Below are 26,972 nucleotides of genomic sequence, written 5' to 3' on the forward strand. Positions count from 1 at the left end.
TCTCTCCCTCTGCCTCAGCTGCAAAGCCTGCAAGTCTGAGTGCCCCGTCCAGGTCGACATGGCGCAGTACAAAGCCGAGTTCCTCGCCCAGCGCTACAAAGGCCGCCGCCATCCACTGCAGCATTACATCTTCGGCTTTGCAGACAAGATGGCCCGCTTCGGCTCGCATGTGCCTGGCCTCACCAACGCCATCCTCAACGGCCCTCTCACCAGCCCCCTCATCAAGCGCATCGCAGGCGTTGCAAAGCAGCGCAAGCTCCCCGAGCTCGCCCCCCAACCGTGGACCAAAGCCCGGCAGCTCTCACCTTATGCAGCGAACCTGGGTGCCCCAGGTCTCGATCCTGAGACCTGGGAGACGAAGAAGCCGGCGCCCCCACCGCAGGTGGTGGTTCTATGGCCTGACACCTGGAACAACTACTACCATCCGCAATCCCTCACCGCCGCCGAGTCGCTCCTCACTGAAGCTGGCTTCCGCGTCACCACCGCGGACCGCCACATCTGCTGCGGCCGCCCTCTCTACGACTTCGGGCTGCTCGACCACGCACGCGCCTATCTCAAGGATGTCCTCGACCGCATGGCCCCCCAGATCGACGCCGGTCTTCCCTTCGTCTTCCTCGAACCAAGCTGCGCCAGCGTCTTCCGCGACGAACTCCCCGAGCTCTTCCCTGACAATCCCCGCGCCCGGCGCCTGCGCGATTCTGTCTCGCTGCTGGCTGATTTCCTCGCTGACCAGGCGCCTGCCTTCGCCGCGGACCGCCTCGCCGGCAAGCGCATCCTCATCCACGGCCACTGCCATCACAAGGCCGTCTTCGGAGGACCCAAGGCCGAAGTCGCGCTCCTCCGCCAGGCCGGCGCCGATGTCCAGATGATTGAAGCCGGCTGCTGCGGCATGGCCGGCCCCTTCGGCTTTGAAGCCGACAAGTTCGAAGTCTCCCAGACGATCGCCAATCAGCGCCTGCTGCCCGCCATCGAGAAGGCCAGCTCCGACACGATCCTGGTCGCCGACGGCTTCAGCTGCCGCGAGCAGATTGACCAGCTCGGCCATCGCCGCGCCAAACATTTCGCTGAGGCCCTGGCCGTAGACCCTGTCACTCCGACCCCTGAATCGTATTGAACAAAAACGGAGAAGGGCCGGCACGCCCACTGCGTGTCCCGGCCCTTCCTCGTTGAACACTACCTTGCAGTGGTTGCCGCGGCTAGTCGTCGTCGCGCTCGCCCCGGAACTGCGGCACAAACGCTGATCCGCCCAGGTCCGCATCCGTGAATCCGAACACGAAGAACTGGTTCGGGTTGTCGATCGTGTTGCCCTTCGAGTCCGTCGTCGTGGAGAGGAAGTCGTTGTCGTTCGCAACCCAGAGGGTATGCACCGTCTTTCCGTTCTGCTTGATGTCCGCCCCGAACGTGATGCCCTCAATCTTGGACGGAATCAGCGCCGAGGAGATCCCGCCGGCGTTGAGTGAACTCACCAGGTCGACAAACAGCGTCTTCGGCACCGCGTGCAATGCCGCATGGGCACCGTCCATCTGGCTCACATCCACCGCACCGTTCAGGTCAATCTTGAACAACTGCTTCACCTTGGCATTGTTCTGCGACGCACGGCCCTTCCCATCGCGCTCATCCACCAGCAGTTCATGATTGTTCAGCGCCAGAATCTCGCTCACGCCGGAACCGGTGGTGAGCAGGTAGGCGTACTGATGAGTCACACGTCCCGAATGCAGATCGATCGTCACGATCCGCAAAAGGTTCGCAGCGGCGCCGCCCTGGTTCGCGTCCTGGATCAGAGCATTCTGCATGATCCCCACCAGCGTGCGTCCATCCGGCGTGATGGCCAGACCTTCCATACCCTTGTTCGCCGTGCGGCCCACAGTGTTTCCCGAAATCTCGGTGGCTCCCACCGGATATTGGTTTGGCACATCGAAAGAGGACGGCAGAGCGAACGAACGCAGGCGCATGCCCGTCTCGCGATCAAACTCGTATACATACGGCCCGTACTCATCGGAAATGTAAACCTTCTCGCGGTCGTTCGAAATCCGGATTCCTTCGGTATCGAAACGCGCTTCGTGCGGATCGCCCGAGCTCGCCGCCGGGTCGAACCCATCCGAGCGCCCCGTGAAGTAGTGCTGAAAGAAGTTGTTGATGGGAGGAACGCCCGACCCGATTCCCAGACCGTCTCCCGTCCCGTACACCAGGGGCGTGAGGCTCCACAGCAGGGTGGTCTTCTTCATGTCCGGCACAAGGGTATACGGCAACCCCGTGCTGCTCGTGCTGGGCTTGAGTTTCATCTCCACCGTGTGGAAGCGGTTGACATAGCTGACCGTGTCATCGACGTTCGGATTGAACGGAACAGCATTGGGTCCGCGGTCCGGCAGCGCCAGGAACGTGTTGCCCGACGCATATGTGAGAGCTGAGCCGAACCCGCCCAGCAGGTTGGCAGGGGCGCCGTTTTCCAGCGTATAACTAAGGCCGGATCGATCGGCCCAGGCCCCTGCCCGACTCTGGTCGAGCGTTCCGACAGCTAACAGGGCAAGATTCTGCGCGAGAGCGTGGCTTGCGGCAAGTCCACAGCCCATGGCGACGATGGCGACGCGGAGAGCAGTTGTATTCATTGTTGGGAGACCTCCTCGGAGCGCACGGCTCCGGCGATCAGTCTCGAAACAAACCCCACCGTCGTACATGAACACACCGTAAACATTCCGTGAATCAAATCCGGCGGCTGCTTGCTTGGGTCTGGACCGCCCCTTTACGCGCGATACGCCTGCACCCTCCGGTGTCGTGTCTTAGCATGAAGGCAGCCATGTTTATCGTGATCTGGCAGTTTGAAATCGCTGAGAAGAAGATTGCCGCGTTCGAGGCGGCCTACGGGCCTGAGGGCGACTGGGCTCTCCTATTCCGCTCGTCTCCCGAATACCGCGGCACAGAGCTGCTTCGCGACGCCTACGTTCCGGGCTCCTATGTCACCATCGACCGCTGGACCAGCGAGGAAGCTTTCCGCGCCTTCCGCAAAGAACGCGACGGCGACTACGAGAAGCTCGACCGTACCTGCGACGACCTCACCGCAAAGGAAACCCGCATCGGCGCCTACACGGCCTGAAGGCAGGCTCTAGGCATCGAGGCGCGGGATTGCCGCGGCCTACTGCCTAATGCTTAGTCCCTAATGCCCAATCCCTAATGCCTGCCTTCAAGTCGTCTGTCCGTGCGCCTCGCCCAGAATCAGCTTGATGGTCATCTGACGCCGCCCCCGTACAATCGACACCGACACGGTGTCGCCGGCCTGGTGACGGTCCATGACCTCGCTGATGTCCTGAGGATCCGTGACCTGCTGGCCGTCAAGGGCGACAATCAGGTCGCCGCCGATCATGATGGGCTGGTTGCCGAGATAGGCCTGCTCATTGCCGCCGTGCAGGCCGGCGCGCTCCGCCGCCCCGCCGGGAATAACCTTCTGGATCAGAACGCCGTAATCGGCAGCCAGGCCAAGCTGCTGCGCAAGGTCTGGTCCAATGGCAAACGACGAGATGCCCAGCGAGGGGCGCCGCACCTTGCCGTACCGCGTAAGATCGGCCAGCACCGCCTTGGCGGTGTTGATGGGAATGGCGAAGCCGATGCCGGAGCTCTGTTCCGCGCCGTTCGAGGCAATCATGGTGTTGATGCCGATGACCTCGCCATGCCAGTTCAACAACGGGCCGCCGGAGTTGCCGGGATTGATGGCGGCGTCCGTCTGGATCGCGTCTTCAATGGGCGCGCCTTCCGCTCCCCGCACGGAGCGGATCGAACTGATGATGCCGCGGGTCATCGTGCCGGCCAGGCCGAACGGGTTGCCGATGGCATAGACTTTTTGGCCGACTGCGAGGCCCGACGAGTCGGCCAGCGTGACCGGCTGCAGGTTGGGCGCGTCGATCTGCAGCAGCGCCAGATCATGTGTGTGATCTGATCCGATCACCTTGGCGGAATACTTGTGCTTGTTGGAGAGCTGCACCTCGATGCCCCGATTGGCATTCTCCACCACGTGATAGTTGGTGAGCACATGGCCCGCCTTGTCGAGAATGAACCCGGAGCCCTGACCCTGCTGCGGCACCGCTCCGTAAAAGAAGTTGAACACCAGCGACGTGGAGGTGATGTTCACCACGGAGGGCAGCACACGCTTGTAGACGGCGATGTTGTTCTGCTCCTCGCTGTCATACTCCGGCGCCGCGTGAGCTTCCGTCAGCGTGAGCCCCGAGCCTTCCGCCGCGTGCGACCCCAGCAGCGAAAGATGCCGCAGGTCTCCCGGCAAATGGGCCGTCACATACCAAAAGCCACCCACCAGCAACACAATCAGCAAAATCCGTCGCATCTTCATCGCCTCACTCCAGAACCTTTCCAGCGCACATCACGGGGGCAAAAGCTCGCGGCCCGCTCTGCGCCGACGGGGGCGCGGGTGAAACAGACAGCTCTCCTGTCCGTCGCCCGGCACCTATCTCTATTCTAATGAACCGGAACTCGCCTGATTGTTGCTCTCCGCCCGCAAGTGGACCCAAAGCGCCCCGACCCGCGCACGGAGGGACTCGAGGTCGCCGGTATTTTCGAGCACAAAATCGGCACGCGCGGCCTTCTCCGCATCCGGCATCTGCCGCGCCAGGCGAACCCGCGCATCCGCGACGGCCGCCGCGCGCTTCTCCGGATCCTTCGCCACACGCTCCACATATCGGGCAATCTTCAGCTCGTCCGGTGCGGTGAGCACGATAATGTGGTCGAAGCGTTTACGCCAGTCGGCAAGTAACCTCTCGACTTCGGGGTGCCCCACCTTCGCGGCGTCTTTGTCTTTGCCGCTGGGGTGGCATGCGCGAGCCTTCGCATCCCGCTCCACCTCAAAAATCAGCGCCGACTCCACCACCGCCACGGCGGCAGGATCGCGGCTAAACACGCCCTCCATCCAGCGCTGCTGCGCCGCAATCACCCCCGGATGCACAATCGCGTTCAGCTCTTCCAGCCGCCCCTCTCCGAACGCCATCTGCGCCAGCCGCGCCCGGTCCAGACGCCCATCAGCGCCCACCACCTCCGGCCCAAACGCCCCCACAATCTCCTCGTACACCGCCTGTCCCGGTCGCATCAGCTCTCGTCCCAGCTCGTCCGCCTCAATGACGTAAGCGCCCAGCGAACGCAACTGCGCGGCCACCGTGCTTTTGCCGCTGCCCAGACCGCCGGTAAGACCTACGCGAAGCATGGTTGACGGACCTTTAAAAACGCGGGACCGGACAGCACTAACATAAGGCGATCGGGTCGAGAGGAGTTGGCATGGCAAGCCTGAATCCGCGGATCACTGTCGAAGCGGGGAAGATGGGTGGCAAGCCCTGCATCCGGGGCCTGCGGTTTACCGTTTATGACCTTGCTCCCTATCTGGCCTCCGGCATGACCGAAAACGAGATTCTGGCAGACTTCCCTTACCTCGAGATAGAAGACTTCCAGGCGGTGTAGCAATTCTGTGACGAAGGAGAAGGACTTCGCCAATCTGAGCATGGTGTGGGGCGCTCCTCCGCACGTGGTTCTGCTGCAAACAGGCAACTGTTCAACCGCCGAGCTGATCGGGCTCGTTCGCGACAACGCCATCTGATTAGCCGCATTCGAAGAGTCCAGCCGTAGTCTTCTCATTCTGAGATAAGAGATTTCCCTACAACCCCCGCCGCATCTTCGCCGCCCGCACCGTATTCGCCATTAACATGGCGATCGTCAGCAACCCCACGCCACCCGGCACTGGCGTGTACGCGCCGGACACCTCAAACGCCGCGGGATGCACATCGCCCACGATCACTGCCCCGCGCTTGGCGAAAGCAGCCTCCCGCTTTTCATTCCCCTTGAAGAACCTGTCAAACTCCTCGCGGTTGTCGATCCGGTTGATGCCCACATCAATCACTGTAGCGCCCGGCTTCACCATCCTCGGTGTAACAAACCCCGGCCGTCCAATCGCCGCCACCAGAATGTCCGCCTGCCGCGTCACCGCACCCAGATCCCGCGTCTTCGAGTGGCATATCGTGACCGTTGCATTCTCATGCAGCAGCAGCATAGCCGCAGGCTTGCCCACAATGTCGCTGCGCCCGACCACTACAGCGTTTGCCCCGGCAATCGCAATGCCACTCCGTTTCAGAATCTCAATCACCCCCGCAGGCGTACACGGCGCCAAGGCCGGTCGTCCCGCCTGCAGCCTTCCCGCATTCACAGGATGAAACCCATCCACATCCTTCTCCGGCGCAATCGCGTCCAGCAGGACCTTCGCATCCACCTGCTTCGGCAGCGGCAGTTGCACCAGGATGCCATCGACGTCCTCTCGCGCATTCAGCGTCGCAATCAGCGCCAGCATCTCCTCGGTGGTCACGGTCTCTGCCGGCCTGACTAGGTCGCTGTAGAGCCCCAGGTCCGCGCAGGCCTGCACCTTGCTCTTCACATAAATCTGCGAGGCCGGCACATGTCCCACCAGCACCGCAGCCAGCCCCGGCCGCACATTTTTGCTGGCCAGCCGCCTTACCTCTTCAGCTACTTCCTGCTTGATCTCGGAGGCAATCACCGCGCCATCAAGTACCTTTGGCATCCTTAACTCCCCAAGCTCATGGTATCGCTTCAATCTCGACCCACTGGGCCAGACGCCGCGCCAGAAATAAGCGGCGCCCCTGTCGGGGGCGCCGCAAAGTGGTGAAGTGCAACATGCGTTAGCGAATCGAGAGCACTGCCTCGCGCTCTTCTTTGTACGCCCTTGTGCGGTCGCTTTCCGGCTCGTACGAGTGGCCCGTCAGCAGGCCCAGCACGAACCAGCCCAGCAGCGCTGCGCCGACCGCGAACAGTACATCCCCCGGTACGCGCATCCAGCGCAGCACCTGCATCGGCTCCGATTGCATGAACTCCGCCGAGCGCGCATACCACGTGCCGTACTTGATGGAGGCTTCAGCCTGCAGAATCCCGATGGGGAACATGCTCAGCACCACCATGAAGATGAGCCCCAGGTTGATCAACCAGAAGGAAGCCTTCAACAGGCCTTCCTTCCACTTGCGGGCCGGCTGCAGCACGCGGAGGCAGAACAATGTGAGCCCCAGGCCGAGCATTCCGTACACGCCGAACAGCGCGGTGTGTCCGTGCACCGGGGTCAGGTTCAGCCCCTGCATGTAATAAAGAGCGACCGGCGGATTGATGAGGAAGCCGAACACTCCCGCGCCCACCAAATTCCAGAACGCCACTGCGACGAAAAAGTAGATGGGCCACTTGTAGTTCGCGATCCACGGCGCTTTCTCCATAGGCTTCGCCAGCCGCAGGTTCTCCCACGCTTCATATCCAATCAGCGTCAGCGGCACAACTTCAAGCGCGCTGAACACCGCGCCCAGTGCGATCACCCCCGCTCCCGATCCGGCGAAGTAAAGATGATGGAACGTGCCAATGATGCCGCCCGAAAGGAAAATGATGGTCGAGAACATCACAGTCTTTGTGGCCGTTCGGATCTCGAGCAGCTTGAGACGCGTGAACAGGAACGCGATCACCACGGTGGCAAACACTTCAAAGAAGCCTTCCACCCAGAGGTGAACCACCCACCAGCGCCAGTATTCGGCTGTAACCAGGTGACTGCGTTGCCCATACATCAGGCCTGCCGCGTAGAAGGTCGGAATCGCAATGCTGGAAACCAGGAACAGCGACAGCAGAGACCTGTCCTCCGAATTCTTCTTGAACGCCGGCTTGAGCGAGCGCACCATTAGCACCAGCCACAACACCAGTCCAACGAAGAGCAGGATCTGCCACAGCCGGCCAAGGTCGACATACTCGTAGCCTTGCGCGCCAATCCAGAACCAGGCGTTGCCAAGCTTCTGCTGGATGCCCAGCCACTCGCCCGCCAGCGAGCCGCCGACTACCAGCACCAGTGCGCCGAACAGCACGTTGACGCCCAGGCGCTGATATTTAGGCTCATGTCCGCTCACCGCCGGCCCAACATACAAGCCGGTTGCCAGCCACGAGGTGGCAATCCAGAAGATCGCGATCTGCAGGTGCCACGTGCGCGTAACGGCGTAAGGCAGGTATTTATCAAGAGGGAAGCCGTAGAAGCCCTGCCCCTCCACGCCATAATGCGCCGTGATGGCACCCATCAGAATCTGTACGCCCCACAGGATCACCACCACAACGAAGTACTTGATCGTCGCGCGCTGTGACGGAATGGGCTTAGCCCCGAGGAACGGATCGCGCACCGGAAACGGTCCGGTGATATGTTCCTTCTCGCGCGCCGCATTCCACCACACCAGCGCGCCGATGCCGGCAATCAGAGCGACCACGCTGATCATGCTCCACAGGATGGCACCCGAGGTGGCATTGTTTCCCACCAGCGGCTCATGCGGCCAGTTGTTGGTGTAGGACACATCTGATCCGGGCCGTTCGGTTGCAGTGGCCCACGCGCTCCACCAGAAAAACGCGGCGAGCTGATGCTGCTTGACGGGATCGACCAACGCGCCGTGGGGAATTGCATATTCCTTGCGCCCGGTGCCGAATACGTCAGCGTAATAAACGGCCAGCCTTTGGAAGGCGGCTGAACGCTCAGCGGAAATGACGACGCGGTTCCGCGCTGAATCGTAGGCGTTGGTGCGCTCCTCGCGTATCAATCGAGCCTTCAAACCTGCCTGGATCTCAATATTCAGCGTGGCGAAATCTGTAGCGCCCTTCTGTCGTGCCCAGGTGTCCAGAAGGATTTCGGATTCGCGGTGAAGCCAGTCGGCGCTCCAGTCCGGCGCCACATACGCGCCGTGGCCCCATACGGTGCCGATCTCCTGCCCGCCAATGGATTGCCACACGTTCTGTCCATCGGTGATCTCGGCGCCCGTGAAGAGCAATTGACCATCCGTGGAATACACGTCGGGGAGGGGAGGTGCCTGGCTGATCATCTTCCGACCCATCGTGCCCAGGACGGCGAACGAGCCCAGGATGACCACGGTCAGCGCCAGCCAATAACGTTTGTAACTCATGCTTGCCTCGATTCGCACTCAGTGTGCAAAGGGTGTTGCTGCTACAACTCACCTTATCCACCTCCGCACCGCACCGCAGGGACTTAAGTCACAGGAAGTCCATGAACTTGAATGACTGATGACGCAGCACATCGCGCCTCCTGGGCGTTATGCTGTCGTTGATCGCGGTCCGCTTCCCGGCCCCGGCCATAACAACAGTTCAGCTCTCCTTGCTGGCTGGGTAATCGCCCTGGCAATGGGTGGCTTCTTTGGCAACTTCGTCCTGTCGCTCACTGACCACGCATCCAACGGCTTCTTCGCGCAGACGGATGGATCCCTGTTGTCTCTTCCGCATTCGCCACTGGCTTTCTGCTCGTACCGCTTCTGATAGACGTTGCGCGCCGCTATCTCGACATGTGCCTGATCGTGATGCTGTGCCAGGCAGCCGTGGGCGTGCTCGGCTTCTGGTTCCACCTGCGCGCCAACCTCATTGAGCCCGGCGCCAGCCTCCGGGATCGCCTCGTCAACGGCGCGCCGCCCATGGCGCCCCTGCTGTTTCCAAACCTCGTAGTACTCGCGCTCATCGGCTTCTGGGCTCTGATCCCCTTCGTGCCGGAAGCCACACCGGGCCGGTCCTCGCTCGGCGCTACGTGGGTCTGGGCTCACCCTGAGAACGAACAATAGCGGTCCTTTGCCACCTCGGCACTTGCCATCCTGAGCGTAGCGAAGGACCCGCTTCTGCACTCGCCTTTCCCGTCTGTTTTCTTCTATGTGAATCTGCTGTTGCCGGGGTGCCCCGTCCAAGCTCTGCTTGGGTGGGATCAGTCAAGCCCCCGGGTGCCCCCACCCTCGCGACGACTCTGTTTTTGTCGCAAGGTGGGAGTGCGGGCGTAACGCTCCCTAAGCCGCGCTGCTCTCGTTCAACTGCGACTCCGCAAAGAACGACTTCCCCTTCGCATACGTCATGGCCACATTGAACGCAAACACCAGCACACCGGCAAGCTCCAGCGTCGCGGATATCGGCAGCACCCTCCACGCAAATAACGAGAAGCCTTCATACGCCAGCGGCTCCGACGTGACCCGCAACGTGCATCCGCATTGCAGCAGCACCAGGCTTACCAGCATCAGGCGTTTGCTGAACAGGTTGTACACACCGCCGAAGTGCGGCAAGATGCGCGGCCCGATCGCAAACACCATCGTTGCTGCAAACCCTACCGTGAGCGCGTGCCGCGAAGCGCCCCAGACGCCGTTGTGCACATCCGCCAGCGCGGCCCACACGCTCATACCTGCGGCAATCACCAGCCAAACATACGCAATCCGTACGAACACGGGAAAGCTCGCATGTATCCCTTGCACCTTTGCCTTGCTCCGCGGCCGTCCCGCCAGTCCTAGTGCAAACAGAACCGTAATCGAAGTAATCATCAGCAAAATCGTCGCGGCAGGCACCTGCCCAAACAATGCCGCGACGATCGCCACCACATCCATCAGCAACGCGCAGCGAAAGAGCCGCGCCTGTGGCTGCCCGACGCCCAGAAATGTCGGCAACCACCGCGCCGAAAATCCCCACACCGTCGGCGCCAGAAATCCCCAGCCCAAAATCACCAGGTACCGCTGATCCAGCACGTGCGGAAAGCTCTCGCTCGCGCCCGCCACGGCCAACCTCAGGCACTCGACAAGGTTGAACACCACACCGGCCAGCAGACCCGCCGTTCCCACAAACACCGAAATCATCCATAGCTCGATGCTCGGCTTGCTTTTCCCTTCGCCGGTCTCGGGCATCTTGTGGTACCGTGCCGCCGAAAGGAACAGCAGCAAAGCCAGCAACTCCGCGCTTGCCGAAACAACGAACAGCGTGCGCCAGTGCCATGCGTATACATTCGCAAACCAGCGCAGCGCCACGCCCGAGGTCCACAGCACGAAACAACCCAAGGGGATCCGCAGCACAGACTTCCGCGCCGGCTGCGAATAGAACCCGATCCCGAGAATGAAGCTGCCGATCCACCCGAACATCTGCGCGTGCCCGTGCCCCTCCATCCAGGCGGCCGGAAGAGTCCCCAGCCCATGATGCGCGCTGATGGCCACCAAGTTTGAGAATCCCAGCAGGGTCCCCGGCAGCGCCATGAAAAACAGCCCGGCGAGGATCCACGCGCGAAGCATCAGGCTCTTCTGCCGCTCTCGCCGTGCCGCAACATCCATGTTCCCAATCGCTCTCATCGCGCACCTCCCTGCATCAGCTCTGCTTCCATCTGCATGGCGCGTGGAAACAGCACTTCGTTTTCCAGCCGGATATGCTCCTCAAACCTGTCAACGAAGATGCGCAGCCCCGAATACAACGCAACGAATGTGGAGCAGGCCCAGACCGGAGGCTTGAAATCGCTCGTGAGGCGGCGCAAATCCGCGAGCAGCAACTTGCCTCGTTCATGCTCCTGCACCATCATGAACACGGGCTGCCCCACGCGGCTGAAGCACTGCTGCGGAGGCCGGAAGGCCAGCAGCGGCGCCTCATTCACCTGCGCGATGTATGGGAACAGGATCTGCTCTTCCTTGCGGATGTGCTCCACCATTTCCGCATGCAGCTCAGTCGCCACGGACCTGACGGTCCGCAGCTCCGGAGCCCGCTCGCCATACCGCTCGGCCACTGTGTCCGCCAGCTCCACCAGGCGCGGCAGCTCCTGCCGAACGTTACGGTGATGAACGCGCACAATGTGCTGAATCAGCCGGCTGGGCGAGAGCTCATTCGGGTCCGCAAACTCTGCGCCGGTACTGACCGCCGCATCGTGCTCCAGCTTCTCCAGAACCTGCTCCACGGAGAGCTGCAGGTCAGCGCACGCCTCATCAAGGGTTTCGCCGGCGTGCGTGCACACGTCGATGTCGAAGCGCCGCAGGATGGCTGCCGCAGAAGGTTGAGAACTAATGATCTCGCGAATGGATTGGGTTGGGGTGGCCATGAGGTTTCTCCACCTGCAACACTAGACGGACCCTCACGACGCCACAGCGACTTATGTCACTGGCATCCGCTCAGGTTGTTTCCAGCTGCGCACTCAGACCTCGCACATCCTTCACCACAATGCGTCGCGCCTCCACTTCAATAAGCCCCTCGGCCTGCAGGCGCATCAGGTTGCGCGAGATGAGTTCGCGCACGGTGCCAAGTTGATTAGCCAGCTCCTGGTGTGTGGCGGGCAGCAGGAACTCGATGCCTTGCGGAATCGCCTTTCCTTCCGATTGCGCCAGCTTCACCAGCACCGATATGAGCCGCTGCCGGATCGTCGTGAACGAGAGCTCTTCAATGATCCCAACCAGGCGCCGCAGCCGCTCGCCCACCACGCTCAGCACCTTGAGCGACACTTCGGGATGCTCCATGCAATAGGCCTGAAAGTCACGTCGCGAGATAAAGGCCATCTCGGTGTCGTCCACGGCCATCGCCGACGCCGGAAAGGGGCCGCCATCAAACACAGGCAGCTCCGCCACGCTCTCGCCCGGCCCGTTCAGCGCCAGCACCTGCTCACGCCCGCTCACGGATGTTTTGAAGATGCGCACCTTGCCCCGCGCGATGATATGCAGGCCGTTGCAAGGCTCCCCTTCAGAGAAGATGAGCTCGCCCGCGCTGAACAGCTTGCGCACGGTGCGTGCGCTCAGGCTCTGCAACTCAGGCGGCGACAGAGTGGAAAGCAGGGGCGTTTTGGCCAGAACGGCGGCGAGGTCGGTCCTTGGGACGGTCACGGCACTGATTCTATCAATGGAGAGACTTTCGTCACTGCGGTTATGGCGGCTGTCAGGTTGGATGGAGTCATGAACCCGCTCGTCCACACAACCGATTTCAACCAGCGCCCCTTCATCGCCATCTGGGAAGTGACCCAGGCCTGCGACCTTGCCTGCGTGCACTGCCGCGCCTCCGCTCAGCCCGAGCGCCACCCCATGGAACTTAGCACCGATGAAGGCAAGCAGTTGATCGACCAGATCGCCGCCCTTGAAGTTCCCGTCTTCGTTCTCACCGGTGGCGACCCCATCAAGCGTCCCGATCTGTTCGAACTAATCGGCCACGCGCGCAAAGTGAGCGTGCGTGTTTCACTCACGCCCAGCGCTACTCCGCTGCTCACCCGCGAGGTCGTCTTTCGCCTGAGAGGCGCAGGTCTGGCGCGTCTCGCCGTCAGCATGGACGGCGCCAGCGCCGCAACCCACGACGCCTTCCGCGGACTATCCGGTTCCTTCGCCCGCACGCTCGACGCCGTGCACTGGGCCAATGAAGCTTGCCTGCCCGTGCAGATCAATACCACCTTCAGCCGCCGCAACATCGGCGAGATCGATTCCATTGTGGCGCTCATGGAGCAGCTCAAGATCACGCTGTGGTCTGTGTTCTTCCTCGTTCCCACCGGCCGCGGCAAGCTCAACGACCTGCTCAGTGCCGACGAGTTCGAGCAGGTCTTCGCGAAAATTCATGAGCTCTCAAAGAAGGCGGGCTTCGACATCAAGACCACCGAGGCGCAGCACTACCGGCGTTACGCGCTGCAGCAAAAAGTAGCAGATCGCAAAGCCGGCTTCGTCACGGATACTGCTGCCCCGGTTGAGGACGCCATTGGCCGCGCCCCGCGCGGGCTCAACGACGGCAAAGGCTTCGTCTTCATTTCGCACACCGGAGAAGTCTTCCCCAGCGGCTTCCTGCCCATGAGCGCGGGCAGCATTCGCCAGCAGCCACTGGCCGACATCTACCGCGACTCCCCCGTCTTCCGCGCACTGCGCGATACCTCGCAGTTGGAAGGCAAATGCGGCGCATGTGAGTTCAAGGAGATCTGCGGCGGCTCCCGCTCCCGCGCCTACGCCCTTACCGGCAATCCCCACAGCGAGGAGCCCTGCTGCTCGTACATTCCGCGTGGCTACAGCATGCCGACACAGACGGTAAAAACCGTTAACACCCTGCACGTTTTGCAGGGCGCCTGATAGCGCCTTGAAACCGGGGCGTCGCTTCCAGCGGAGCGGCGCCCGCATCTTTATGATGGGAACGAACGGAGCAAACCGATGCACAAGGGAATCCAGATTGGAGCCAAACCGGACGCGGGATTTGACGATCCGCTCGGCATGCTGAAGGACTGCCATCGCCGCATTGAAAACTTCCTCAACGTCCTCTGCGTGGTTGTGTCGCGCGCCAGGGGTCGCGGTCTGACAGAGGAGGAAACTTCTGCCATACAGGCCGCGCTCCACTACTTCCGTGTCGGCGGCCAACGGCACAGCGCCGATGAGGAGCAGTCACTCTTCCCGCGCATGCGCGCCGCGGATGCTGCGGCGCGATTTGAAGAGATAGGCGGTCTGGAGCACGACCATCGCCAAGCCGACGAGATGCACCGACGCGTCGACGCGCTCTATTCGACATGGATCGCCAGCGGCCTGCTCTCATCCAAGCAGCACGAAGAGCTCGCCACCGCCGCCCGCAACCTGGGCCAACTCTATGAGCGCCACATCCAGTTCGAAGAGCAAGTGGTCTTCCCCCGCGCCGCGCAACTGCTCAAGGCCGACGCCCTCGCCGCGATGGGTCAGGAGTTCAAGGCCCGCCGCACATAACCGCGAGTCTATGTTTTCAACCAACATAGAGGGGCTGGAGCGACGCTCCAGCCCCGACCCAAATGCCTATTGCCTATTGCCTGACCCTTGCCTTCTTCACTGCCCCGTGCTCACTGAAGTCGGATGGCTCAACTGGTTCGCATTCGGCACCAGTTCCATGTAAACCTCGCGCGGCAAGTCAGTCTTCCAGTGCCCCGTGGCCCGCGCATACAGTACGATTCCGAAAAACAGGTACGCGATCACGCACGTAACCGCTACTGGAGACAACGCTCGCCGATACCACCGCTGCTGCGCCGTCGGAGCCTTCCGCGCCGGCAGCGCGAATTGCAGCGCATTCTCTGCCGGGCAAGCAGTCACGCACTGCACGCAGGCGCTGCACTCCACAGAGCGGATCTGTACAAGCTGATCCACCTTCAGCGCCGCCGGGCAAACCTTCGCACATTTTCCGCAGTCGATGCAGGCTTCTTCATCGCGTCGGATCTTCACCGGGCTCAGCACGGACGCCAGTCCCAACAGCGCGCCGTAGGGGCACAAGTAGCGGCACCAGAAGTTCTGCACCAGCATGGACAGCAGCATCAGCAGCCCCAGCACCACGGCTGCCGTCACGCCGATGTCGCGGAAGAAGTTCAGCATCTTCACATCGGCCAGCGGGCCGTACGGCGTACTCATAAAGCCCAGCAGTGCCTCGGCCGACATGGCACCGATTACCGCCACAAACAACCCCAGCAGAATGTACTTGAGGCTGCGCAGCGACACGTCCGCCCACTTCGGCAGATGCAGGTTCCGCCCAAAAATCCTCCGCCCGATTGCAGACAGGAACTCCGAAAATGTCCCCACCGGGCAGAGCCAACTGCAGAACGCCTTCTTCAGCAGAACAGACATCAGCAGAAAGGCGCCGAACAGATACATGGCTGCCGGATGCACCGGCGGCACGTGCCCCGTCATGACAAAATACTTCAGGTTCATGAGGCCGGCAATGGGCAGGAACCCCTCGGCGCCCGCCGGCCGCGGCACATAAAGCCCCACCCCCCCGCGCTCGTAGTAGCGCACCCACAGGTAAAACTGAATGCCCAGCCAGCCGTTCAGAGCCAGGAACAGCCCCTGCACCCAGTGGCGAATCTTCTGCGCGCGGTCTGGCGCCGAACGGCGAAACAGCTTTTTCTTCTCTCGTGTCGGGATTGACGCCTGATGGCGAGCTGCGACCGGGGTAGCCATATTTCTTTCCTCTGTATCTCAGAGGCTAAGAGCCGCCATCCCGAATCCCCAATGACATAAGTCACACCAAAAGTGAAGCGCCGGGAACATCCCGGCGCTGTCACTGTTTCGCTCTGTTACTTGCCGCTATTTCGCTGGTTCCTGGCCGGCTGGGCGCGGGTGCGATGCGGTTGATCCCTCCGTCATGCCCAGCACCCACTTCACCGCTTCGAAATACATCTTCCGGATGTCGGGATCGTTCCAAGCCTCTTCCGTGTGCCCCAGGGTCGAATAGAACACCCGCCCCTTGCCGTACATCTTGCTCCATGCCACCGCAAAATCGTGATCGGTGCGATGCACGCGCGGGTTATTGTCATAGTTCAGCTTGCTCGCATCCAGGCTCAACAGCACATTCACCTTGTCGCGCGACCACTCCTTCGGCTGATAAATCTCGTCGTACTTCATGAAAGCCCCGGGAAAATGCCGCACCGCCGGAAAATCCGGAGCCTCATTGATAATCGGCGCCTCAAAGGTCATCCATGGATGCTCGTTGAACCAGCCGCCGATCATTTCGCCGTATTCGGGCCATTTGTAGTTGGTGTCGAGCGCGGCATGGATGCCCACGAACCCTTTGCCGTCTTCCTTGATGAACGACATCATGTCGGCCTTCTGGCTGTCATCCATGTCCAGCTCGCCGGTAGTGCTGGCAAACACGATAGCGTCGAAATAGCTGAGGTTTTTCGCGTTGCGCATGCCCAGCGATTTCTTCGTCAGTAGCTCGGTGTCGGTGCGCAACTCCGCATCCCAAAGCCCGCTCTCCTTGCCCATGTCGTAGATCGCCACCATCGCGGCCGAGACGGAATCATGTTCAAACCCCTTTGTTTCTCCGATGACCAGAACATGCTTCATGTGAACCGATTTGTTGTGGGCTTGCGGATGCGGCGGCGCCCCTGGGGCGGGCGCTGCCTGCGTCCATCCAAAGCCGGAGAAGAGGGTGAAGACCAGGGCCAACAAACCACACTTGGGGAACGACGTCCGGAACAGGCGCACGAAATCTCCTTCTTGGTACGCGACAAAGTCTAGACACACGCGCTTCTACAGCGCAACATCAAGCCAACTCCAACCCCTCAACTTGAAACCAGATCGTTCTCATCCTCTCTCGCTCGATCTGGAAAAATCTGAAAGGCAATCCGCCGTTCCGACTCGCGGCGCACCGCCCGCCTGCGGCCGGCCAGCAGTTCCGCCGCGCCAATGCTTCCAGTCACGCGGCAGCTCTCCCGGTCCACCACCTGCATGCGCAACAAGCCGGTAGTGGACATTTCTTCGGCTACGGCGCGGCAGGTCTCGTCCGTGTAAACGAACCCCTCATGCATCTGCTGCTCCGGTGGAGCCGCGGTCTGATCCGCCTCGGGCAATCGCGTCATTACCTCGGCCACTGTAATGGTTTCCAGCGGATCCACGCCATACTCGCGCGACAAGTGATACCCGCGACGGCTCAGCTTCTCGGTCAAAATCGATCGAGGCATCATCAGCGCGGTTGCCAGATACGACGCGGTGCAGGCCAGGACCAGCGGCAACAGCGCAGCCCAGCCGTGCGTCAGCTCCAGCGAAAACAGAATCGCCGTCAACGGGACACCCAAGGCTCCGGAGAGCATGGCGCCCATACCCATCAACGCCCAGATCGCCTGCGTCTCCCCCGGTACATGTGCGAGCTGCGCCAGGCTTTCACCAATCGCCGCGCCAATCATCAGAATGGGCGCCAGCACGCCGCCGGAGGTTCCAGAGCTCAGCGAAAAGGCCCACATCAGCGACTTGGCAATTATGATGCCGATGAGCAGTGCCAATGGCGCATCGCCCCGCAACAGCTCTGCAATGTTGTCATAGCCCACGCCCAGCCCCCGCGGGAAAAAGATGCCGCCAATCCCCACGCCAACGCCGCCGATTGCCGGCCACCACATCCAGTGAATGCGCAGCTTCGCCGACAAGTGCTCGAACTGGTCCTCAAGCCCATACATGAGCCGGCTCAAAAACGCGGCGGCCAGCCCGATCAGCAGCCCCAGCGGCGCTGAAACCAGCAGCAGCTCCTCCAGAGGCAGCGACCCATGCAACATTACAGGGAAGAGTGGCCCCGGTCCCAGCCAGTAAATGCGCAGCGTGCCTGCAATCACGCTGGCTACGGCCACCGGCACCAGCGAGCGCGGCCTCCACTCGAACAGCAGCAACTCTACCGCGAGCAAAATCGCCGCAATGGGCGTGGCAAAGGTGGCTGACATGCCGGCCGCGGCGCCCGCCACCAGCAACGTGGTGCGCTCGTTGTCGCTCAGCTTCAGCCATTGCGCCACCAGTGATCCAAACGCCCCGCCCGTCATGATGATGGGCCCTTCCGCGCCGAACGGTCCGCCGGAACCGATGGCCACCGCCGCCGACAGCGGCTTGAGCACCGCCACCTTCGGCTCCACGCGCGCGCCGCGCAGCAGAATGGCTTCAATCGCCTCCGGGATCCCGTGACCTCGGATCTTGTCGGACCCGTAATGCGCCATGAAACCCACAATCAGGCCGCCGGCAACCGGAACAAGCGGCATCAGCCAATGCGGCCATGTTGATCCCGCCGGGCCTACCATGGCGGCGCTGAAGCGGTGGTAGTAGAAGAGATTTGTGGCAAAGGCAATGGCGCGCAGCAGAAACACCGCAAGCCCAGCCGCCCCCGCCCCGATCACCAGGGCCACGCCGCTCAGCAGCCACACGCGGCTGTCTACCGTGAAGTCACGCAACGCGGACGGACGCGATTTCATTGTGCCTCCCGGCGTGCATGCCGGCGAATGTGTTCGAGCGCGTCAATCAGGCGCGGCGCCGCGTCATTCAGCTCCTCTGCATGCTGGCCCGCCAGCTTGCTGAGCAACTGGCTGCCCTTGCGGGTCACGCGAAGAATCGTCCGGCGCCGGTCGGATGAGTCTTCTGAGCGCGCCACCAAGCCCTCTTTCTCTGACCGGTCCACCAGCTCCACTGTGCTGTTGTGCTTCAGGCCCAGGCGGTCGGCGACATAGGAGATGGTGACGGTGGTGTGTTCGGGAGCGGCCGCTACCTGCAGCAGCAGTTGATATTGACGTGGCTGCAGGCCGGCGCTCAGCGCCGCCTTCTCGCTGAACTGATAGAACCGCCTCATGGCGTAACGGAAGTCCGCCAGCGTACGTATTAGAATTGCGGGGTCGCGAATGTCGGTGGGCTGCATAGTTTGCACACTTATATCGTTTCACGACTCAATCCCTTGTGCAACTTCCTGGTTCCCTGCTTGCGCAACCCAGACCGCAACCACCGATGCCCCTGTCCGACCGGCGCTCTGGATTGTCCCGATGTGCCGTACTTCGAGTCACTTCAACCAGCGATCCAGTTTGCTTACTCTCCGCTGAGCCGGGTAGACTGCTCTCCTGTAACAAAGGCCGCACCGATCGATCCGCGATCGAGCTTCCCCCTTGCCGAACCTGAGTCCAATTCGGAAAGCGCGGGTAGACGTTTGTGCAGCAAAAAACCGCAGCCGGACTCCACAAGACCGAGCACCGCAAGAACGGGCTTTACCTATGAAGCGTAGAGATTTTCTTGCCTCGGCAGGCGTAATGCTTGCAGGCCGTACTTTGCACGGTTTGATGCCCTCGCAGGCTGCCGCGGCCAAAGCCGACCACAGCCTCAGGATTGAACCCTGCTCCATCGAGATTGCCCCCGGTGTAACCATCAAAACCACCGCCTACAACGGCCAGGTCCCGGGCCCGCTGCTCAAGCTCAAGGAAGGCTCTCCCGTCACCATCGACGTGACGAATGGGACAGAAAACCCTGACCTGACGCACTGGCACGGTCTCGCCATCGACTCCCTCAGCGATGGAGCGATGGAAGAGGGCTCGCCCATGATTGAGCCGGGCAAGACGCTGCGCTACAGCTTCACCCCGCGGCCATCTGGCACGCGCTGGTATCACACCCATGCCGGCGCCGGCGACAATCTCACCCTCAGCACGTACAGCGGCCAGTTCGGGTTCCTGCTCATCGAAGGCAAAGAAAACCCCGCGCCCTGGGACATGGAAGTCAACCTCGCCATCCACCACTGGGAAGGTTCATTCATTCCCATGGTCGAAACCATGCGCGCCATGTCTGCGAACGTGCCCCAGACCACCGGCTCTGATGTCGGATATAAGTACGCGACGATCAACCAGCACATGCTTGGCTCGGGCGATCCCATCCGCGTGAAAAAGGGGCAGCGCGTGCTCATGAGGCTGCTCAATGCCAGCGCCACGGAAAACGTGATTCTGGCGCTGCCCGGCCACAGTTTCAAGGTCATTGCCATGGATGGCAATCCTGTCCCCACGCCGCGCAGTGTCGAAGTGCTGTCTCTTGCGGTGGCGGAACGCGTGGACGCCATCGTCGAAATGAATGCACCAGGCGTCTGGGTGCTTGGTTCCACGCTCGAGTCCTCGCGCAAGCAGGGCCTCGGAATTGTGGTTGAATATGCGGGCCAGAAGGGCGAGCCCGTGTGGAAAGATCCCCAGCCCGTTGAGTGGGACTACATCCAGTTTGCGTCGGCCACTCCCCCTGCTGCGCCTGACAAGAGCATTGAGCTTACGTTCCGCGACATCGGTCCGCAAAAGGGTTCGAAGTTCGATACCTGGACCATCAACAACAAAGCCTGGCCCGATGCCGACCCGGTGATGCTGCAGCAGGGCAAGCGCTACCGCCTTGTGCTCCGCAATGGTTCCGGCGACCAGCACCCCATCCATCTCCATCGCCACACGTTTGAAGTGACGAGTATCGGCGAGAAGCAACTCAGCGGGCTGCGCAAAGACACCGTCAACATCATGCCTCTCGATACGGTGGAGGTCGACTTTGTGGCCGACAATCCCGGTGACACGCTCCTCCATTGCCACCAGCAACTGCACATGGACTACGGTTTCATGATGCTTTTCAAGTACGTATGACGGAGTAACCCGCAATTGCCGTGCCGGTCTCCAGACCGCACGGCAAGCTCATTCTCCGCAAGCTCCTTCAGTCGCACGAAATTTGAACACGCTGAACCATCGCAAGGGGTCGCAAAGAGTGAAGGGAATTCGAATCGCATTTCTGGCCGCTGCCATCGCGGCCGCCATCACCGCCGCTCGCACACCCGCCGTGCTCCATGCGGCAATCCAGCAACCTGCCGCGCAGCAACCTGCCGCCCAGCAGCAGCCGCCCGCGACGCAGAACCCCGTCGTCGGCGCCGAAACGTCTCAGCCCACCAAGACGCAGGCGCCAGGCCCCGACCCGGGCGCCGCCGTTTACGCTAAACGCTGCGCCATCTGCCACGGCACCAATCGCGAAGGCAGCCTGCCCGCCTTCCCCCCGGTGCAGGGCATCACGCACAGGTATTCGAACGACCAGCTTACCGCCCTCATCCATACGGGCAAAGGCCGCATGCCTGGTTTCCCCAAGCTCCAGGGCGACGACCTGAATAACCTCCTTCAGTTCCTGGCGTCGGCGCCGTCTTCGCCCGAGTCCTCGAGCGCCGGTTCAGCTCAGCCTTCCCCTGAATTGACTGCCGGCGAAGGGCTCTTCCACCAGAACTGCGCCTTCTGCCATGGCCGTGACGCGATGGGCGGCGAAACCGGCCCCGACCTCACCCAGTCCAAGCTCGTGCTCGGAGACAAGAACGGCGACAAAATCGGCCCGGTGGTGCATGAAGGCCGTCCTGACACCAAGATGCCCGGCTTCAACTTCTCCACCCAGGAAATGGCTTCGCTCGTCGCCTTCATCCACGCCCGCGTGAAAGCCGCTGAAGCCCACGCCGGTGGCCGCCGCGGCGTCGTCCCTGAAGACCTGCAGACCGGCAACGCCCAGGCCGGTAAGGCATATTTCGAAGGCCCCGGCGGATGCGCCAAGTGCCATTCCGCCACCGGCGACCTCGCCGGCATCGCCCGACGGTTCCAGGGCCTGCAGCTTGAAGAGCGCATGCTTTACCCGCGCAACAGCCGCAGCGAAGTCACAGTGACGACACCCACCGGTAAGACGTTCACCGGCACCCTGGCCTACCGCGATGAGTTCACCATCGGCCTGCGCGACGAATCCGGCACCTACCGCTCCTGGCCCACGCGTCTGGTCAAATTTACCGTGAAGTCTCCCGCCGACGCCCACATCGACCAGCTCCCCAAGTACTCCGACGATGACATCCACAACTTGATGAAGTACCTGCAGACCTTGCGGTAGGAGTGAGCCAGTGAAATCGAGCATAACGACCAAGGCCACTCTCGCAGCCCTGCTCGCCGGTCTGTCCGGTGCAGTCCTTCTGCCGGCCGTCACCCACGGCCAAAACCTCGAATCCGACCAGATCGTCCACCCGTCACCCGACTCGTGGCCGCTCTATCACGGTGACTACACCGGCCGGCGTCACAGCGCGCTCAAGCAGATCACCCCGCAGAACGTCTCCAGCCTGGGTCTGGCCTGGGTCTTTCAGACGCACCAGAACGCCGCCATCAAGTCCTCGCCGCTCCTGGTGGATGGCGTACTCTACTTTACCGTGCCTGACAACGTGTGGGCCGTCGACGCTCGCTCCGGCCACCAGCTCTGGCACTACCACCGCCCCTCTACCCAAGGCGATCACATCGGACACCGCGGCGTGGCCATGTATAAAGGCTGGCTATACTTCACCACCCCGGACTGTCACCTGATTTCTCTAGAAGCCAAAACCGGAAAGGTCCGCTTCGACAAGGTGATTGCCGACGTCACCAAAGGCTACTGGATGACCATGTCGCCCCTGGTCGTGCGCAATCACGTGGTCGTCGGCGTCTCGGGAGATTTTGATAACCTGCCCGGTTATCTCCGCTCCATCGATCCCGACTCCGGCGAAACCCAGTGGCAGTGGGATGCTACCCCCCCCACCGGCACTCCCAATATGACCACCGGCGGCATGACGTGGATGACCGGCACCTACGACCCCGAGCTCAACCTCATCTTCTGGGGTACCGGAAATCCTACGCCCGTGCTCAGCGGCACTACCCGCCCCGGCGACAATCCCTGGACCTGCTCCATCGTGGCGGTCAACGCGGACAACGGCAAACTGTCCTGGGGCTTCCAGGCTTCCCCGCATGATACCCACGACTGGGACGCTGTCGAAACCCCCGTGCTCGTTGATGCTGACTTCCACGGCAAGCCGCGCAAGATGCTCATGCAGGCATCCCGCAACGGCTACTTCTTCGTGCTCGATCGCATCACCGGCAAGGCGCTCCTTACCGTGCCCTTTGGTCCGGTGAACTGGACCAAAGGCATTGACGAGCAGGGACGGCCAATTCCGAATCCCGACAAGGAACCAGCGCCCGACGGCCGCATTGTCGCCCCCGATGAAGGCGGCGTCACCAACTACCGCGCCCCCAGTTTCGATCCCAAGACAGGCCTGTTTATCGTCAACGCTCATCCCAGCTGGAGCCTCTACTTCGCCAAGCCGGCGGACGGCTATTACGGATGGGCCGGAGCCGACTATGACGTCTGGGGCAAGAGCCAGATCGAAGCCATCGACTACCAGACTGGCAAGATGCGTTGGGTTCACGATGTGGGCTCCGGTTCCGGCGCCGGCGTCCTCACCACCGATTCCGGGTTGACCTTTACGGGAGATTCGACCGGCAACCTCCTCGCTCTCAACACGGCCACCGGAAAAACCCTTTGGCACGCCGGTATGGGGGACGGTATGCAGAGTTCGCCTATCACTTATCAGCTGGACGGGCGGCAATACGTGGTCACCAGCGCGGGTGGGATCCTGTTTGTCTGGGAGCTTCCGGAACATCCCGCTGTACCGCACCCCGCCATCGCTAAACGCCGCTGAAATCCGTGCTCACCACCCTCGCGACGCGCTGGTCTTGGCCGCCAGGGTGGGAGACTGCGGCCCCTTGAACCTGACCGTCCCGCTCCGTTCTGCTCCCGCACAAATCACAATGTAAACCACTTGTTCGCAGGATTTTACAAGCCCTTACATGTTTTTTGGGCGGGAGCAAGCCTGCGCCTCGCGACTGGGTCCCAAATGGGTTCTTCCGATGGATCTCTCCTAAAGGAGTCCCCCATGTTCGCTCCCGAAATGCAGCTTCACGAAAATGATGGAAGACACCTCACCCGCAACCAGATGGAGATAGCCGGCCTGGTGGTCTATGCCGTTGTCCTCGCTGTTGGGTACACCATGGCCGCCGTTCTCATGCTGCTTGGTAGTGGCGGCACCCGGCCATCCTGACCCCCGGAAAGGAGGTCCTTTCTCCTGCAAGATGGACTGCTGCGAGCTGGAATCCGCCAGCTCGAAGCTGCTAGTCTAGAAGGCGAAGGAGCCCAGTCCGATGGACATCACTTCCCCGTACGTCGTTGTCTCCGCGATCCTTGTCGCGTTTCTTGCCTCCATTCTGTTCGCCACCAGCAGCCGGCCGGACGATGCGCACGACGAAGACCACGGCCACACCGCTCACTAAGCTCCGCATCACACCCGAGTAACGGCCGCGCGGCCTCCCGCTGCGGCCTTTTTCACTTCTTCTGAGCCGCCACCGTCTAGCCTTTTGCTGCGTTCCGATAATGCGCCGCTCTTTGCCTTCAAGGTGATACAAAGGATCACAATTCGCCGCCGAGGAACCTTTGTCCCCGCCCCCGCGTACTTCAGTCCCAGAGGGTCATCCAAATGACACGTATATCGAGTATCTGCATCACTGCCGCGATGGCTGTCGCAATTGCAGGGCTGGCCGGCTGCCGGGTCCGCGTAGATAAGGATTCGAACGGCCAGGAGAAGACAGTCCAGGTGGATACGCCGTTCGGCGGCGTGCACGTGAACACCGATCAGATTTCAGCCTCCGACCTGGGGTTGCCGGTCTATCCCGGGGCCGAGCAGGTAAGCGGCAAGGGAAAGAACGACAAATCGGCGGACGTGCACATGGGATTTGGCGAGTGGCAGATGCGGGTCCGCGTCGTGAAGTACGAGACAGGCGACACCAAAGAGCAGGTGACCGCGTTCTACAAAAAGGCATTGGGCCGCTACGGCGACGTGCTCACGTGCCAGGATAACTCCCCGGTGGGCACGCCAACCTCCACCGCCGAAGGGCTCACCTGCACCGATAACGGCAAGCATGGAGCGCATTTCAAATTCGACGACAAGGACTACAGCCAGGGCGGCGGGCTGCAGTTGAAAGCCGGCTCCAAACGGCACCAGCACATTGTGGGCTTTGAGCATGGGGATACCGACAAGACCCGGTTCGCGCTGATCGGGCTGGATCTGCCCGCCGCGGCTGTGGGCGAATCGGACAAAAGCGACTAAATCCAGTGATGAGGACGGAAGATCAGAGTTACTAAGTTACAGAGTGACAAAGTTGCACCAGCCACAGAGCTGACGGACGAGAGGCTTTCGGGCCTCCACTTTGTCACCCTGTAACTGTGTCACTCTGTAACTTTGTAACCTCTCTCGCCTGCCCCTCTCGCCCTCCTTATCTCCACTCCCTGCCTCTATGTCCTAAAATGCCATCGGACCCACTCTTCCTCTCCGGAGCCAATTCTGATGACCCAACGCCCCTGGCGTCTGTTCGCCTCTGTCCTTCTTTCTGCAGCTATAACCCTGTACGCCGCCGACAAATCCAAGTCGAAGGCTGAAGCTCCACCGGCGGCCACCGATGCCTATTCCGAAGTGCAGCCGGCCGAGGAGAACCTCGATCTCGCTATGTACCAGCGCATCCGCGACGAGGGGCTCAATCACTCGCACGTGATGGAGTTTGCTTCGGCGCTGATGGACGGCATCGGTCCGCGGCTCACCGCATCCCCCAACGCCAAAAAGGCCAACGAGTGGACACGCGACACGCTGACCAAAATCGGCCTGGAGAACGCACACCTGGAAGACTGGGGCGAGTTCGGCTTGGGCTGGCAGCAGCTCAACACCTGGGCCCGCATGGTGACGCCCGATACGGCAGTGCTGATTGTGCAGGCCACGCCGTGGTCACCCTCCACCAATGGGCCGGCGACCGGCGAAGTCACCTTCGTGAAGATCGATGGTGACAAGGACTTCGACCAGTACCGTGGCAAGCTGGCAGGCAAAATCGTGCTGTTCGGCGCCATGCGCGAAGTTCCCCCGGTCGACAAAGCCTTGTTCGAGCGCTACACCGAGCAGGAACTCGAGGACTTGGCCAGCTATCCCGTGACTGCCGGAGCGGCTGGGATCTCGCCGGAGATGCAGGTGCGCATCCGCGAGCGCATGCAGCGTCTTGCAATGATCGACAAGATTGCAAAATTCTTTGCCGACGAGAAGGTGGCGGCGGTCATCGAGCCCAGCCGTGACGGTGGTCGCGGCGGCGGCTCGGGCGGAACTCTATTTGACGACAACGGCGCCACCATGGGGCGCACTCCTTACCTCGCCGACAAGAAGGTGCAGGTCCCGGTAGTGGTGGCGACAATCGAGAGCTACGGAAGGCTCTACCGGCTCGTTCAGGCACACGCGCCGGCCACAGTAGAAGTCAATGTAGAAACAAAATTCACGGGAGACCACGAGCACGGATACGACACCGTGGCCGAGATCCCCGGCAGCGATCCCAAGCTGAAAGAGCAAGTGGTAATGGTAGGCGGCCACTTGGATAGCTGGATCGCGGGAACGGGCGCGACCGACAATGGCGCAGGCACCGTTGTGGCCATGGAGGCTGTACGCATCCTCAAAGCACTGGGCGTCAAGCCTCGCCGCACCATCCGCATCGCCCTGTGGACGGGTGAGGAACAAGGGCTGTTCGGATCGAAAGGCTACTGCACCCAGCACTTCGGCTCGGCCAAGACCTCGACCGCGCCCGATCAGATGGCTCTGCCGGAGTTCATGCGCCGCGCCGCCGGGCCCCTGGAGGTGAAGCCCGAGCAGAAGCTGATTTCCGGGTACTTCAACGTGGATAATGGCAGCGGTAAGATCCGCGGCGTCTACACGCAAGCCAACAGCAGGATGGATTCCATCTTCGCTCAGTGGATCGCCCCGCTCAAGGACCTGGGCGTAACCGCCATCACCAATCGCAACACCGGCGGAACCGATCACCTGAGCTTCGACGCGGTAGGCATTCCGGGGTTCCAGTTCATCCAGGACGATCTGGATTACGAGACCCGCACGCATCACTCCAACGACGACACCTACGAGCGCCTGCAGGCAGCCGACCTGAAGCAGATTGCCACGGTCGAGGCGATCTTCCTCTACAACGCGGCGCAGCGCGACCAGATGCTTCCGCGCAAGCCATTGCCCAATCCGGAGCAGGAACAGAAATTGCGCGAGCCCCTGGAAGGCATCTTCCCCGGCGC

General features: G+C 61.7%; 27 protein-coding genes. 15 read left to right on the forward strand and 12 right to left on the reverse strand.

Annotated elements, in window-relative coordinates:
• The coding region (locus VGL22_RS18000; protein ID WP_465268334.1) for a (Fe-S)-binding protein at positions 1–1,114 on the forward strand (1,114 nt) is incomplete at its 5' end.
• Positions 1,115–1,196: 82 nt separating this feature from the next.
• On the opposite strand, the gene VGL22_RS18005 is transcribed toward VGL22_RS18000, so the two are convergent.
• On the reverse strand, positions 1,197–2,606 hold the full coding sequence (locus VGL22_RS18005; RefSeq protein WP_465268335.1) for an esterase-like activity of phytase family protein: 1,410 nt from the start codon (positions 2,604–2,606) through the stop codon (positions 1,197–1,199).
• 188 nt (positions 2,607–2,794) lie between these two features.
• Here VGL22_RS18005 and VGL22_RS18010 point away from each other — a divergent pair, with 188 nt between their 5' ends.
• Positions 2,795–3,091, forward strand: coding sequence for an antibiotic biosynthesis monooxygenase family protein (locus VGL22_RS18010; protein ID WP_465268336.1), 297 nt, complete (start codon positions 2,795–2,797; stop codon positions 3,089–3,091).
• Positions 3,092–3,178: 87 nt separating this feature from the next.
• Here the strand turns inward: VGL22_RS18010 and VGL22_RS18015 are convergent, their stop codons facing one another.
• Together VGL22_RS18015 and coaE are read right to left on the reverse strand one after the other, a co-directional pair.
• Positions 3,179–4,336: a S1C family serine protease gene (locus tag VGL22_RS18015; protein WP_465268337.1), complete on the reverse strand. Its 1,158-nt coding sequence runs from the start codon at positions 4,334–4,336 to the stop codon at positions 3,179–3,181.
• Between the two features lie 120 nt (positions 4,337–4,456).
• Positions 4,457–5,200 carry a dephospho-CoA kinase gene (coaE, locus tag VGL22_RS18020; RefSeq protein ID WP_465268338.1) on the reverse strand — a complete coding sequence of 248 codons (744 nt, stop codon included), beginning with the start codon at positions 5,198–5,200 and terminating at the stop codon, positions 4,457–4,459.
• 71 nt (positions 5,201–5,271) lie between these two features.
• Between coaE and VGL22_RS18025 the strand changes: the two genes are divergently transcribed.
• Positions 5,272–5,451, forward strand: coding sequence for a DUF433 domain-containing protein (locus VGL22_RS18025; protein WP_465268339.1), 180 nt, complete (start codon positions 5,272–5,274; stop codon positions 5,449–5,451).
• A gap of 7 nt (positions 5,452–5,458) precedes the next feature.
• Complete coding sequence (locus VGL22_RS18030; protein ID WP_465268340.1) at positions 5,459–5,587, forward strand: DUF5615 family PIN-like protein; 129 nt, start codon at positions 5,459–5,461, stop codon at positions 5,585–5,587.
• 57 nt (positions 5,588–5,644) lie between these two features.
• Here the strand turns inward: VGL22_RS18030 and VGL22_RS18035 are convergent, their stop codons facing one another.
• Positions 5,645–6,559 (reverse strand): bifunctional 5,10-methylenetetrahydrofolate dehydrogenase/5,10-methenyltetrahydrofolate cyclohydrolase, encoded by a 915-nt coding sequence (locus VGL22_RS18035; RefSeq protein ID WP_465268341.1) that lies wholly within the window; start codon positions 6,557–6,559, stop codon positions 5,645–5,647.
• Between the two features lie 118 nt (positions 6,560–6,677).
• A complete protein-coding gene (locus VGL22_RS18040; protein ID WP_465268342.1) occupies positions 6,678–8,960 on the reverse strand; it encodes a nitric-oxide reductase large subunit in 2,283 nt (760 codons plus the stop codon).
• Between the two features lie 118 nt (positions 8,961–9,078).
• Between VGL22_RS18040 and VGL22_RS18045 the strand changes: the two genes are divergently transcribed.
• Positions 9,079–9,327 carry a hypothetical protein gene (locus VGL22_RS18045; RefSeq protein WP_465268343.1) on the forward strand — a complete coding sequence of 83 codons (249 nt, stop codon included), beginning with the start codon at positions 9,079–9,081 and terminating at the stop codon, positions 9,325–9,327.
• A gap of 26 nt (positions 9,328–9,353) precedes the next feature.
• Positions 9,354–9,623: a hypothetical protein gene (locus VGL22_RS18050; protein WP_465268344.1), complete on the forward strand. Its 270-nt coding sequence runs from the start codon at positions 9,354–9,356 to the stop codon at positions 9,621–9,623.
• Between the two features lie 216 nt (positions 9,624–9,839).
• Here VGL22_RS18050 and VGL22_RS18055 read toward each other — a convergent pair whose 3' ends face one another.
• From VGL22_RS18055 to VGL22_RS18065, 3 genes are all read right to left on the reverse strand, one after another.
• Positions 9,840–11,153 carry a hypothetical protein gene (locus VGL22_RS18055; protein WP_465268345.1) on the reverse strand — a complete coding sequence of 438 codons (1,314 nt, stop codon included), beginning with the start codon at positions 11,151–11,153 and terminating at the stop codon, positions 9,840–9,842.
• Complete coding sequence (locus VGL22_RS18060) at positions 11,150–11,887, reverse strand: DUF542 domain-containing protein (RefSeq protein ID WP_465268346.1); 738 nt, start codon at positions 11,885–11,887, stop codon at positions 11,150–11,152. The genes VGL22_RS18055 and VGL22_RS18060 overlap by 4 nt, the downstream gene beginning before the upstream one ends.
• Positions 11,888–11,957: 70 nt before the next feature.
• Positions 11,958–12,659: a Crp/Fnr family transcriptional regulator gene (locus tag VGL22_RS18065; protein WP_465268347.1), complete on the reverse strand. Its 702-nt coding sequence runs from the start codon at positions 12,657–12,659 to the stop codon at positions 11,958–11,960.
• A gap of 69 nt (positions 12,660–12,728) precedes the next feature.
• Between VGL22_RS18065 and VGL22_RS18070 the strand changes: the two genes are divergently transcribed.
• Both VGL22_RS18070 and VGL22_RS18075 read left to right on the forward strand, forming a co-directional pair.
• Positions 12,729–13,874, forward strand: a complete 1,146-nt coding sequence (locus VGL22_RS18070; protein ID WP_465268348.1) for a TIGR04053 family radical SAM/SPASM domain-containing protein — start codon at positions 12,729–12,731, stop codon at positions 13,872–13,874.
• Positions 13,875–13,952: 78 nt separating this feature from the next.
• The gene (locus VGL22_RS18075; RefSeq protein ID WP_465268349.1) at positions 13,953–14,492 is read left to right on the forward strand and encodes a hemerythrin domain-containing protein; all 540 of its coding nucleotides are present in this window, start codon (positions 13,953–13,955) and stop codon (positions 14,490–14,492) included.
• A gap of 96 nt (positions 14,493–14,588) precedes the next feature.
• On the opposite strand, the gene VGL22_RS18080 is transcribed toward VGL22_RS18075, so the two are convergent.
• From VGL22_RS18080 to VGL22_RS18095, 4 genes are all read right to left on the reverse strand, one after another.
• A complete protein-coding gene (locus VGL22_RS18080) occupies positions 14,589–15,707 on the reverse strand; it encodes a 4Fe-4S binding protein (RefSeq protein ID WP_465268350.1) in 1,119 nt (372 codons plus the stop codon).
• 126 nt (positions 15,708–15,833) lie between these two features.
• A complete protein-coding gene (locus VGL22_RS18085; protein WP_465268351.1) occupies positions 15,834–16,736 on the reverse strand; it encodes a ThuA domain-containing protein in 903 nt (300 codons plus the stop codon).
• 77 nt (positions 16,737–16,813) lie between these two features.
• Positions 16,814–18,478 (reverse strand): chloride channel protein, encoded by a 1,665-nt coding sequence (locus VGL22_RS18090; RefSeq protein WP_465268352.1) that lies wholly within the window; start codon positions 18,476–18,478, stop codon positions 16,814–16,816.
• Positions 18,475–18,915, reverse strand: coding sequence for a MarR family winged helix-turn-helix transcriptional regulator (locus VGL22_RS18095; RefSeq protein ID WP_465268360.1), 441 nt, complete (start codon positions 18,913–18,915; stop codon positions 18,475–18,477). Before VGL22_RS18095 ends, VGL22_RS18090 begins: the two co-directional genes overlap by 4 nt.
• A gap of 346 nt (positions 18,916–19,261) precedes the next feature.
• On the opposite strand from VGL22_RS18095, the gene VGL22_RS18100 reads away from it, so the two are divergent.
• The 7 genes from VGL22_RS18100 to VGL22_RS18130 form a co-directional block, all read left to right on the forward strand.
• On the forward strand, positions 19,262–20,644 hold the full coding sequence (locus VGL22_RS18100) for a multicopper oxidase family protein (protein ID WP_465268353.1): 1,383 nt from the start codon (positions 19,262–19,264) through the stop codon (positions 20,642–20,644).
• Between the two features lie 118 nt (positions 20,645–20,762).
• Positions 20,763–21,905 carry a c-type cytochrome gene (locus VGL22_RS18105; protein ID WP_465268354.1) on the forward strand — a complete coding sequence of 381 codons (1,143 nt, stop codon included), beginning with the start codon at positions 20,763–20,765 and terminating at the stop codon, positions 21,903–21,905.
• Positions 21,906–21,915: 10 nt separating this feature from the next.
• Positions 21,916–23,514, forward strand: a complete 1,599-nt coding sequence (locus tag VGL22_RS18110) for an acido-empty-quinoprotein group A (protein ID WP_465268355.1) — start codon at positions 21,916–21,918, stop codon at positions 23,512–23,514.
• 234 nt (positions 23,515–23,748) lie between these two features.
• Complete coding sequence (locus VGL22_RS18115; RefSeq protein ID WP_465268356.1) at positions 23,749–23,913, forward strand: hypothetical protein; 165 nt, start codon at positions 23,749–23,751, stop codon at positions 23,911–23,913.
• Positions 23,914–24,013: 100 nt separating this feature from the next.
• Positions 24,014–24,142 (forward strand): hypothetical protein, encoded by a 129-nt coding sequence (locus VGL22_RS18120; RefSeq protein WP_465268357.1) that lies wholly within the window; start codon positions 24,014–24,016, stop codon positions 24,140–24,142.
• A 203-nt stretch (positions 24,143–24,345) separates the two neighbouring features.
• Positions 24,346–24,975: a hypothetical protein gene (locus VGL22_RS18125; protein ID WP_465268358.1), complete on the forward strand. Its 630-nt coding sequence runs from the start codon at positions 24,346–24,348 to the stop codon at positions 24,973–24,975.
• A 237-nt stretch (positions 24,976–25,212) separates the two neighbouring features.
• Positions 25,213–26,972 (forward strand): M20/M25/M40 family metallo-hydrolase (locus tag VGL22_RS18130; RefSeq protein ID WP_465268359.1); only part of this gene is annotated, 1,760 nt, incomplete at its 3' end.

The sequence above is a fragment of the Occallatibacter sp. genome, from assembly GCF_036502485.1.
Taxonomy (GTDB): Bacteria; Acidobacteriota; Terriglobia; order Terriglobales; family Acidobacteriaceae; genus Telmatobacter.